Here is a 10409-nt window from a genome sequence, read left to right on the forward strand (position 1 = left end):
TAGGGCCGGTGCCCGGGGGCTTTCCACTGTTTCGGCGGAATTCCCCCGGGCACCGGCCCTTGCTGTCCACTGCCCTTGCCGGAGCCGGCGGTCCTTACCGGAGCCGGCGCGCGGCCTCGGTCGCCCAGTAGGTGAGGATCATGTTGGCCCCGGCGCGCTTGATGCTGGTCAGGGTCTCCATGATCGCGCGGTCGCGGTCGATCCAGCCGTTGGCGGCGGCGGCCTCGACCATCGCGTACTCGCCGCTGATCTGGTAGGCGGCGACGGGCACGTCGACGGCCTCGGCGACCTTGGCGAGGATGTCCAGGTACGGCAGGGCCGGCTTGACCATGACCATGTCCGCGCCCTCGGCGAGGTCGAGCGCGAGCTCGCGCATCGACTCGCGGGTGTTGGCGGGGTCCTGCTGGTAGGTCTTGCGGTCGCCCTGCAGCGAGGAGCCGACGGCCTCGCGGAAGGGGCCGTAGAACGCGGAGGCGTACTTGGCGGTGTAGGCCAGGACGGAGACGTCCTCGTGGCCGGTCTGGTCGAGGGCGTCGCGGATGACGCCGACCTGGCCGTCCATCATGCCGCTGGGGCCCACGGCGTGGACGCCCGCGTCGGCCTGGACCTGCGCCATCTCGGCGTAGCGCTCGAGCGTGGCGTCGTTGTCGACGCGGCCGGAGGCGTCCAGGACGCCGCAGTGGCCGTGGTCGGTGAACTCGTCCAGGCACAGGTCGGACATGATGACGAGGTCGTCGCCGACCTCGGCCTTCACATCGCGGATGGCGACCTGCAGGATGCCGTCCGGGTCCGTGCCGGCGGTGCCGGCGGCGTCCTTCTTGGACTCCTCGGGGACGCCGAAGAGCATGATGCCGGAGACGCCGGCCTCCAGCGCCTCGACGGCCGCCTTGCGCAGGGTGTCACGGGTGTGCTGGACGACCCCCGGCATGGAGGTGATCGGCACCGGCGCGCCGATGCCCTCCCGCACGAAGGCGGGAAGGATCAGGTCGGCCGGGTGCAGCCGGGTCTCCGCGACCATGCGGCGCATGGCGGGGCTGGTGCGCAGGCGCCGGGGGCGGGACCCCGGGAACGTGCCGTAGGTGGTGCTCAACTCCGTGCCCTTCTACGCGATCCGGGCCGTCGCTCGCTCGGGCGGGTGACCGGGTCGCCGGCCTCCAGGGCGGCGTCCCGGCGGGCCGCGCCGAACTCCGCGAGCGCTTCGGCGAGCTTGAGCACCGAGGGCTCGGGCGACAGCACGTCCACCCGCAGGCCGTGTTCCTCCGCGGTCTTCGCGGTGGCCGGGCCGATACAGGCGATGACGGTGACATTGTGGGGCTTGCCGGCGATGCCGACGAGGTTGCGCACCGTGCTCGACGAGGTGAAGAGCACGGCGTCGAAACCGCCGCCCTTGATGGCCTCGCGGGTCTCGGCCGGCGGCGGCGAGGCCCGTACGGTGCGGTAGGCCGTGACGTCGTCGACCTCCCAGCCCAGCTCGATCAGCCCGGCCACCAGGGTCTCGGTGGCGATGTCGGCGCGCGGCAGGAAGACGCGGTCGATCGGGTCGAAGACCGGGTCGTAGGGCGGCCAGTCCTCCAGCAGGCCGGCGGCGGACTGCTCGCCGGACGGCACGAGGTCAGGCTTGACGCCGAACTCGATCAGCGACTTGGCGGTCTGCTCGCCGACGGCCGCGACCTTGATGCCGGCGAAGGCGCGCGCGTCGAGCCCGTACTCCTCGAACTTCTCGCGCACCGCCTTGACGGCGTTCACGGAGGTGAAGGCGATCCACTCGTAGCGGCCGGTGACCAGGCCCTTGACCGCGCGCTCCATCTGCTGGGGGGTGCGCGGCGGCTCGACGGCGATGGTCGGGACCTCGCTGGGCACGGCGCCGTAGGAACGGAGCTGGTCGGAGAGCGAGGCGGACTGCTCCTTGGTGCGCGGCACGAGGACGTTCCAGCCGAAGAGCGGCTTGGACTCGAACCAGGAGAGCCGGTCGCGCTGCTCGGCAGCGCTGCGCTCGCCGACCACGGCTATGACCGGCTGGGCGCCGTCGGGCGACGGCAGCACCTTGGCGGCCTTGAGCACCTGCGCGAGGGTGCCGAGGGTGGCGGTCCAGGTGCGCTGGCGGGTGGTGGTGCCGGCGACCGTGACGGTCATCGGCGTGTCGGGACCGCGGCCGGCGGAGACCAGTTCGCCGGCTGCGGAGACGACGGAGTCGAGCGTGGTGGAGACGACGGCGGTGACCTCGCTGGCGCCGACCTCGGACCAGCAGGTGGCCGAGGCCGTGCGGGCGTCGACGAAGCGCACGTCGCCGCCCTTGCCGTCGCGCAGCGGCACACCGGCGTAGGCGGGCACGCCGACGGCCGTGGCGACGCCGGGGACCACCTCGAAGGTGATGCCCTCGGCGGCGCAGGCGAGCATCTCGTCGGCGGCGTCGCCGTCGAGGCCGGGGTCGCCGAGCACGGCACGGACGACCCGCTTGCCGCTGCGCGCGGCCGTCATGACAAGATTGGCGGTGTCCCTAAGGACGGGGACGTCCGCGGTTTTTGATGCCTCATCAGTAACCGTCTGGACAGGCATGTCCACATGGGCGCGCGCATGCGTGCGCACCACGTCGAGCACCTGCGGATCGGCGATCAGGACGTCCGCGGCCGCGAGCGCCTCCACGGCGCGGAGCGTCAGCAGTCCCGGGTCTCCGGGGCCGGCACCGAGAAAGGTGACGTGCCCGTGCACGGGGTGGTTCGGGGCGGTGGGGTTCAAAGTGCTCGCTCCCCCATAAGACCGGCCGCTCCCTTGTCGAGCATCGCTGCGGCGAGCTCATGGCCCATGGCCATGGCTTCTTCGCTGGACGACGGCACGGGGCCGGTGGTGGACAGCTGCACCAGCGTCTTGCCGTCGGTCGTGCCGACGACGCCCCGCAGGCGCATTTCGGTGACAACCTGCTCATCAACCAGCAGGTCGGCCAACGCACCCACGGGTGCGGAGCAGCCGGCCTCCAGGGCGGCGAGCAGGGAACGCTCGGCCGTCACGGCGACCCGGGTGTACGGGTCGTCGAGCTCGGCGAGCGTCGCGGCGAGGGGTGCGTTGGTCATGGCGCACTCGATCGCCAGGGCCCCCTGACCGGGGGCGGGCAAAACTGCGTCGGGCTCCAGGAACTGCGAGACCTCGGCGCTGCGGCCGATCCGCGACAGCCCGGCGGCGGCGAGCACCACGGCATCGAGCTCGCCGTTGGTGACGAAGCCGATGCGGGTGTCGATGTTGCCGCGGATGGGGACGGTCTCGATCTCCTTGCCCAGCTCGCGGGCCCAGGCGTTGAGCTGGGCCATGCGGCGGGGGGAGCCGGTGCCGATGCGGGCACCCTCAGGGAGGGTCTCGAAGGTCAGGCCGTCGCGGGCGATCAGCACGTCGCGCGGGTCCTCGCGCGGCGGGATCGCCGCGAGGGCCAGGTCCTCGGGCTGCTTGGTGGGCAGGTCCTTGAGGGAGTGCACGGCGAAGTCGATCTCGCCCGCGAGCAGCGCGTCGCGCAGCGCGGAGACGAAGACGCCGGTGCCGCCGATCTGCGCGAGGGACTCGCGCGAGACGTCACCGTAGGTGGTGATCTCCACCAGCTCCACCGGGCGGCCGGTCAGCTGCTGCACGGCCTGCGCCACCTGGCCGGACTGGGCCATGGCGAGCTTGCTGCGGCGCGTGCCGAGGCGCAGCGGCCGCGAAGAGGTGTCGTTCATGCCGGCTCCCGTGCCGTGTTGTGCGTACCGGCCTGCGAGTCGGCCCGGCTGACGGCGGCAACCGCCTGCGGGTCGAGGTCGAAGAGCTCTCGCAGCGCGTCGGCATAGCCGGCGCCGCCGGGGGTGGAGGCCAGCTCCTTGACGCGCACGGTGGGCGCGTGGAGGAGCTTGTCGACGACGCGGCGCACGGTCTGGGTGATCTCCGCGCGCTGCTTGTCGTCCAGGTCGGGCAGGCGGCCGTCGAGGCGGGCGATCTCGCTCGCGACGACGTCCGCGGCCATGGTGCGCAGGGCGACCACGGTGGGGGTGATGTGGGCGGCGCGCTGGGCGGCGCCGAAGGCGGCGACCTCGTCGGAGACGATGGCGCGCACCCGGTCGACGTCGGCGGCCATGGGCGCGTCGGCGGAGGCCTCGGCGAGCGACTCGATGTCGACGAGCCGTGCGTCCTCCAGGCGGTGGACGGCGGCGTCGATGTCGCGCGGCATCGCGAGGTCGAGGAGGGCGAGGCGGACGCCGGTGCGGGCCGCGTCGCCGCACGCGGCGTCGAGGGCGCAGGCCGCGTCCGTACGACCGGCGCCGGCCGCGTCCGGACGGGAGGCGAGCGCGGCGCGTATGGCCTCGGCGGTCAGCACGACGCCCATGGCGCCGGTGCAGCTGACCACGACGTCGGCGAGCGCGAGCTCCTGCGGCACCGCGGCCATCTCCACGGCCGAGGCCGTGAAGCCGGCGGCGGACCGGGCGCCCGGCTCGGTGAGGATCTCCGCCAGGCGCTCCGCGCGGGCGAGCGTGCGGTTGGCGACGGCCACGTGGGCGACGCCCGCCCGCGCCAGCGTCGCCGCTGCGAGGGAGGACATCGAGCCGGCGCCGATGACCAGGGCCCGCTTGCCGCCGGCCCAGTCGCCCAGCGGCACGCCGTCGGCCAGGCGCTCCAGGCCGAAGGTGACCAGGGACTGGCCCGCCCGGTCGATGCCGGTCTCGCTGTGGGCGCGCTTGCCGACCCGCAGGGCCTGCTGGAACAGGTCGTTCAGCAGCCGCCCGGCGGTGTGCAGCTCCTGGCCGAGGGCGAGGGCGTCCTTGATCTGGCCGAGGATCTGGCCCTCGCCGACGACCATCGAGTCCAGCCCGCAGGCCACCGAGAACAGGTGGTGGACGGCGCGGTCCTCGTAGTGCACATAGAGATACGGAGTGAGCTCCTCCAGCCCGACGCCCGAGTGCTGGGCGAGGAGCGTGGACAGCTCGGCCACACCGGCGTGGAACTTGTCCACGTCGGCGTAGAGCTCGATGCGGTTGCAGGTGGCGAGGACGGCCGCCTCGGTGGCGGGCTCGGCCGCGAGGGTGTCCTGCAGCAGCTTGGCCTGCGCCTCGCGTGCGAGGGCGGCGCGCTCCAGCACGCTCACCGGCGCGCTGCGGTGGCTCAGTCCGACGACGAGGAGGCTCATGCCGGCATCACGGCGGGTACGTCCCCGTCCGGTCCCTTCCTGCCGCCCGGGGCCGGGCGCACGCCCGCGCCGGAGCGGGGCTGCGCCGCGGCGGCCACGGCGGTCTCCTGTGCGGGGGAGGTCTCCTCGCCGGCCTTGCGCTGCTCGTGGAAGGCGAGGATCTGCAGCTCGATCGACAGGTCGACCTTGCGCACGTCCACGCCCTCGGGCACGGAGAGCACGGTGGGCGCGAAGTTGAGGATCGACGTGACCCCGGCGGCCACGAGCCGGTCGCAGACCTGCTGGGCGGCGCCGGCCGGGGTGGCGATGACGCCGATGGAGACGCCGTTGTCCGTGATGATCGATTCGAGCTCGTCGGTGTGGCGCACGGGCAGCCCGGCGACCGGCTTGCCGGCCATGGCCGGGTCGGCGTCGATCAGGGCGGCGACGCGGAAGCCGCGGGAGGCGAAGCCGCCGTAGTTGGCGAGAGCCGCGCCCAGGTTTCCGATGCCGACGATGACGACCGGCCAGTCCTGGGTCAGGCCGAGCTCGCGGGAGATCTGGTAGACGAGGTACTCGACGTCGTAGCCCACACCGCGGGTGCCGTAGGAGCCGAGGTAGCTGAAGTCCTTGCGCAGCTTGGCGGAGTTGACCCCCGCCGCGGTCGCGAGCTCCTCGGAGGAGACCGTGGGCACCGAGCGCTCGGAGAGCGCGGTCAGTGCGCGCAGGTACAGCGGAAGCCGGGCGACGGTGGCCTCGGGAATCCCTCGGCTTCGGGTCGCCGGTCGGTGAGTTCGGCCAGTTGCCACGGTGCTCCTGCGGGTAGAGCGGGGCTGCGGGCGGCGCCTCGTCCCAGGACCGCCCCGTCGAACGCAGGCTATGCCTTTGTGAACGCGTGCACAAAGATGGTGTCCGTTTTGCCCGGTCAAAGTGACCGGGGTCACGCGGCCTTTCGGCCCTCTCCGGGAACCATTCGGCCCCTTCCGGGGAGGACCGGCCGCACTGTCACAGCAGCCACACCCGTCACACACGGCCCGAGAGAGCGTCGACGGGGACACGGGCGCTCACTCCTGACACACTGCTCGCTCACCGGGAGGCCGACCCCGGATCCCCGGCCGGAAAAGACCCCGGACACCAATAAATCGCCACATGATGGTAGTCGACTCAGGCACCCATCCAGCACGTTTGAACGAGCCTGGAGCACGCCATTGCATACGGGCGCACACGGAGGCGCACCAGGGGCGGGCACAATGGCGGACATGTCCCCCCTGCTGCGCCGCCGCCCCCGCAAGAACCCCGCCGACAGCACGGTCACCCTGATCGGCAAGCCCGGCTGCCACCTGTGCGACGCCGCCGAGGCCGTGATCGCCGAGATCTGCGGCGAACTCGGCGCCCGCTGGGAGAAGAAGGACATCACCCAGGACGAGGAGCTCCACCGCAAGTACTGGGAGCAGATCCCGGTGATCCTCGTCGACGGCGCCCAGCACGACTTCTGGCGCGTGGACCCCGACCGGCTGCGCAAGGCCCTCGCGGGCTGACCCCTCACCGCCCGCGCACGCGGACCCGCCGGGTGTAACCGGAGCGTCAAAGGAAGTTCACGCCCCGGAATCATCCCGACTCCGGTTACCCCGAACAAACTGGCTATGCTCGGGCCATGGCCGCACTGGGATGGATCACTCCGCGCAGGCGCTCTGCCACGGCACGCAGCGTGCTGGCAGGCGAGGCCGCGGCGGAGGCAGCCCGCAAAACCGCTCAGGAGAGCGCCGCCGAGAGCGCCGAAGGCGCCGCGCAGCAGCCGTCCGAGCCGGACTTCCCCGTCGTCGGCGACGTGCACGCCGCCGCCTTCTTCGACCTCGACAACACGGTCATGCAGGGCGCCTCCCTCTTCCACTTCGGCCGCGGGCTGTACAAGCGGCGGTTCTTCCAGAAGCGCGAGCTCGCCCGCTTCGCCTGGCAGCAGGTGTGGTTCCGGCTGGCCGGCGAGGACGCCGAGCACATGCAGGACGCCCGCGACAGCGCCCTGTCCATCGTCAAGGGCCACCGCGTCTCCGAGCTGATGACCATCGGCGAGGAGATCTACGACGAGTACATGGCCGAGCGGATCTGGCCCGGCACCCGGGCCCTGGCCCAGGCCCACCTCGACGCCGGGCAGAAGGTGTGGCTCGTGACCGCCGCGCCCGTCGAGGCCGCGACGATCATCGCCCGCCGCCTGGGGCTGACCGGCGCGCTCGGCACCGTCGCCGAGTCGATCGGCGGCGTCTACACCGGCAAGCTCGTCGGCGAGCCGCTGCACGGCCCGGCGAAGGCCGAGGCCGTCCGCGCCCTGGCCGCGGCCGAGGGGCTCGACCTCTCGCGCTGCGCCGCCTACAGCGACTCGGCCAACGACATCCCGATGCTCTCGCTCGTGGGCCACCCCTACGCCGTCAACCCCGACGGCCGGCTGCGCAAGCACGCCCGCGAGCGCGGATGGCGGCTGCGCGACTACCGTACGGGCCGCAAGGCGGCCAAGGTCGGCATCCCCGCGGCGGCCGGCGTAGGCGCCCTGGCGGGCGGCGCGGCCGCGGCCGTGGCCCTGCACCGCCGCCGGCACTGACGCCGTCACCGACGCGGGCGCACACCCTCACCCTGCCGCCCCACCCCCGGCCCCGGCCCGCTGTAGCGGCTCCGGGGCGGATTCATGCGGCGGCGCGCCGTACCGCGCCGTCCACTTCACGCCACCACGCCGCGCTGTCGCCACAAAGGTTCGGCAACAGCGCGTAGCCGGGCGTCACTCTCAGGCAATCCTGTCTTCATACCCTCACATCCTCCTCCTCAGTCCTTCCGCGTCCGGATTGCCACAACACGCCGCCCATTCGGCCACACCACGACCAAATCTGTTCAACCTCCTTTCATAGTTCGATATTTGATCGATCCCCAACCAGTAAGAGATCGAACGGAAACGATGATTTGAGCAACTCGGTGTAGTGCTGCCTGTACGAAGCGTTATTCTCCTCAGACGCAAACCGGTACCCCCTTGTCCCTACGACGAGTGAACGGTTCCGTACTGCACGTGATGGAAGCTCTGCCTCTGGGAGTCCCGTGTACCCACACGTCGGGGTTGACGCCTCGGGCCTGGCTACGCTTCGCGCAACGGTCCTCGACCGCCTGCGCGGTTTCGTCCCCACCGCGTACGCCGTCCCCGCCCTCGCCACGCTCGCCCCTGCAGGAGGCGGCCGTGCCGGCCACGCCGGCCCCTGCTACGCCCTCGCCGAGAGCAGCGCGGCGGTGGGCAGACGAGCCGCCCGCCGGGGCGGTGCGGCCACCGCGTCGTCCGCCGCGCCCTCCGGCTCCGCCACGTCAACGCGCCGCCCCAGCGCGGACAGCGACAGCGCCCGCATGCTCGACCTGGTCGAGCGCGCCCAGGCCGGGGAGGCCGAGGCCTTCGGCCGTCTCTACGACCAGTACGCCGATACGGTCTACCGCTATATCTACTACCGGGTAGGCGGCCGGGCCACCGCGGAGGACCTCACCAGCGAGACGTTCCTGCGCGCCCTGCGCCGCATCGGCACCTTCACCTGGCAGGGCCGCGACTTCGGCGCCTGGCTCGTGACGATCGCCCGCAATCTGGTCGCCGACCACTTCAAGTCGTCGAGGTTCCGGCTCGAAGTGACCACCGGCGAGATGCTCGACGCCAATGAGGTCGAGCGCAGCCCGGAGGACTCCGTCCTCGAGTCCCTGTCCAACGCCGCGCTGCTGGAGGCGGTGCGCAAGCTCAACCCCCAGCAGCAGGAGTGCGTCACCCTGCGCTTCCTGCAGGGGCTTTCGGTCGCCGAAACCGCCCGCGTCATGGGCAAGAACGAGGGCGCCATCAAGACCCTCCAGTACCGGGCGGTCCGCACCCTGGCCCGCCTCCTTCCCGACGATGCGCGTTAACCGTGCGCGCCCGTTCACTCACCAGCGGTCACATCGCCCAGGGCGCGTAACCCGGCTGGCGCGCCAGTCGTTGTGCGGGATGCAGACTCCCTGCGGTCACGCCATGCCCGCAGCCACTCACTCGATCGAGTGGATGCTCATCACGGCGTGCAACCCTCCAGGTGTTCAGAGGAGTCGACCGTCATGACGAGAGGAGGTGCCGCCTGTGATCGCGAACGTATCGGCGCACCGGCGGGCGAACGCCTTCGCCCGGTCCCTGGAGCAGCAGGAAGTCCAGGACGCGGCGGCCACACAGCCCGATCCGCCGGCCGAAGGCGCGGAGCCGGGCAGGCTGCTGGCCCTGACGGGCCGGCTCGGTGAGCTGCCCCGCCCCGGGCTCGATCCGGAGACCAAGGCCGTGCAGCGGGCGCAGCTCATCGCTGCCATGGAGACCCAGTTCGCCGGAGGTGACTCCGCCGCCCTCCCCGAGCCGAAGGCCCGCCGGTCGGGCCGTGGCGCCCACCGCGCGCTGGGCCGGCTCCGGCCGCGCTCCCGCTGGTCGAAGGGGCTCGCCGCGGGCGGCCTGACCGTGGGTGTGGCAGCGGGTGCGTTCGGCGGCGTGGCGGCCGCCAGTTCCAATGCCCTGCCCGGCGATTCGCTCTATCCGCTCAAGCGCGGCATGGAGGATCTCCGCCTCGGCATGGCCGACGACGACTCCGACCGCGGCGGCCTGCTACTCGACCGGGCCTCCACGCGCCTGCAGGAGGCACGCCGCCTGATGGAGCGCGGCAAGCTGGGCAGCACCCTGGACCACGAGGTCCTGGGCGAGATCCGCAAGACGCTCTCGGGCATGCGCCAGGACGCCTCCGAAGGCCACCGCCTGCTGCACACCGCCTACAAGCGCGACCGCTCGATCGGCCCCATCCAGCGCCTCTCCAGCTTCGCGTCCTCGCACCGCGAGAGCTGGAGCCAGCTGCGCGAGAAGCTCCCGGTCCAACTGGCGGACGTGGGCGCCGAAGTGAGCTCGGTCCTCTCCGCCATAGACGATGAGGTCGAGCCGCTGCGGTCCCTGCTCCCCGCCCACCACGGCAAGCACGGCTCGTCCGTCCGGCCGGGCGTCCCCTCCCCGGGCACGTCCGCCCGCTCGGGCCATGCCGCGCCCAAGCCGTCGGCCTCGTCCAGCGGCGAGGGCAAGCACGCCGGCGGCGGTCGGCAGCACCCGGCGACCCCCGGCGCCCACGAGGAGCACGAGGGCCTCCTCGGCGGCACGGGGCTGCTGAAGCCCCCCTCGGCGCCCGGCAGCGCCAGCCCCGAGGGCACATCGCACGGCAAGGAGACCAAGCCGGCCAAGCAGCCGAGCATCACGATCCCGCCGGTTCTCCCGGACATCCTCCCGGGC

9 protein-coding genes are annotated in these 10409 nt (G+C 72.4%); 4 read left to right on the forward strand and 5 right to left on the reverse strand.

The window, feature by feature from the left end:
* Positions 1 to 94: 94 nt before the first annotated feature.
* From hemB to V7793_RS12480, 5 genes are read right to left on the reverse strand one after another with little or no spacing between them, the layout of a single operon-like run.
* Entirely contained in the window at positions 95 to 1090 is a 996-nt protein-coding gene (gene hemB / locus V7793_RS12460; protein WP_336005693.1) for a porphobilinogen synthase, read from the reverse strand.
* Complete coding sequence (locus V7793_RS12465; protein ID WP_336005696.1) at positions 1087 to 2736, reverse strand: bifunctional uroporphyrinogen-III C-methyltransferase/uroporphyrinogen-III synthase; 1650 nt, start codon at positions 2734 to 2736, stop codon at positions 1087 to 1089. The genes hemB and V7793_RS12465 overlap by 4 nt, the downstream gene beginning before the upstream one ends.
* Positions 2733 to 3701 (reverse strand): hydroxymethylbilane synthase, encoded by a 969-nt coding sequence (gene hemC, locus V7793_RS12470; protein WP_336005698.1) that lies wholly within the window; start codon positions 3699 to 3701, stop codon positions 2733 to 2735. Before hemC ends, V7793_RS12465 begins: the two co-directional genes overlap by 4 nt.
* The gene (locus tag V7793_RS12475; protein ID WP_336005700.1) at positions 3698 to 5140 is read right to left on the reverse strand and encodes a glutamyl-tRNA reductase; all 1443 of its coding nucleotides are present in this window, start codon (positions 5138 to 5140) and stop codon (positions 3698 to 3700) included. The genes hemC and V7793_RS12475 overlap by 4 nt, the downstream gene beginning before the upstream one ends.
* On the reverse strand, positions 5137 to 5928 hold the full coding sequence (locus V7793_RS12480; RefSeq protein WP_168095969.1) for a redox-sensing transcriptional repressor Rex: 792 nt from the start codon (positions 5926 to 5928) through the stop codon (positions 5137 to 5139). Before V7793_RS12480 ends, V7793_RS12475 begins: the two co-directional genes overlap by 4 nt.
* A gap of 441 nt (positions 5929 to 6369) precedes the next feature.
* Here V7793_RS12480 and V7793_RS12485 point away from each other — a divergent pair, with 441 nt between their 5' ends.
* The 4 genes from V7793_RS12485 to V7793_RS12500 all read left to right on the forward strand — a co-directional run.
* Positions 6370 to 6657 (forward strand): glutaredoxin family protein, encoded by a 288-nt coding sequence (locus tag V7793_RS12485; RefSeq protein ID WP_336005705.1) that lies wholly within the window; start codon positions 6370 to 6372, stop codon positions 6655 to 6657.
* A gap of 116 nt (positions 6658 to 6773) precedes the next feature.
* Positions 6774 to 7712, forward strand: coding sequence for an HAD family hydrolase (locus V7793_RS12490; protein ID WP_336005707.1), 939 nt, complete (start codon positions 6774 to 6776; stop codon positions 7710 to 7712).
* 485 nt (positions 7713 to 8197) lie between these two features.
* A complete protein-coding gene (locus V7793_RS12495) occupies positions 8198 to 9031 on the forward strand; it encodes an ECF subfamily RNA polymerase sigma factor, BldN family (protein ID WP_058047584.1) in 834 nt (277 codons plus the stop codon).
* Positions 9032 to 9236: 205 nt separating this feature from the next.
* The coding region (locus V7793_RS12500) for a DUF5667 domain-containing protein (protein ID WP_336005709.1) at positions 9237 to 10409 on the forward strand (1173 nt) is incomplete at its 3' end.

It is taken from the genome of Streptomyces sp. KLMMK (assembly GCF_036961605.1).
Classification (GTDB): Bacteria; Actinomycetota; Actinomycetes; order Streptomycetales; family Streptomycetaceae; genus Streptomyces; species Streptomyces telluris.